The sequence below is a fragment of the Mesorhizobium sp. M7A.F.Ca.CA.002.05.1.1 genome, assembly GCF_003998335.1.
GTDB lineage: Bacteria > Pseudomonadota > Alphaproteobacteria > Rhizobiales > Rhizobiaceae > Mesorhizobium.
Map to the genome: position 1 here is coordinate 1 of NZ_RZQI01001678.1, position 414 is coordinate 414.

General features: G+C 61.6%; 1 protein-coding gene. It reads left to right on the forward strand.

What is annotated here, in order from left to right:
- Positions 1–144: 144 nt before the first annotated feature.
- Positions 145–414 (forward strand): ABC transporter ATP-binding protein (locus EN939_RS37740; RefSeq protein WP_164751675.1); only part of this gene is annotated, 270 nt, incomplete at its 3' end.

A 414-nucleotide genomic window follows, 5' to 3' on the forward strand; every position in this document is an offset into this window, starting at 1 on the left:
ATTTCATGGCGCTGATGTGGAAAGGCAGGCAATGAAGTCCGTCCTGGCATATTGCCGCCCTTGCGCTGCCGATTGTAAGCAGCGCCCACCGATGACGGCCGGCGCGCTCACCGCGCCCGTCAAGACAGCTTGCGGTTCACCTCGATGATCAGACGTTTCCTTTCCTACTACGCGCCCTGGAAGGGGCTGTTCGCGCTCGACTTCTCCTGCGCGGTGCTGGCCGGCCTGCTTGAACTCGGCTTTCCCATGGCGGTCCGCACCTTCGTCGACCAGCTGCTGCCGCAGCAGGACTGGACCTTGATCATCATCGCGTCTGCCGGGCTGCTGGTGATTTACCTGCTCAACACCGTGCTGATGGCGGTCGTCACCTATTGGGGTCACATGCTCGGCATCAACATCGAGACCGAGATGCGG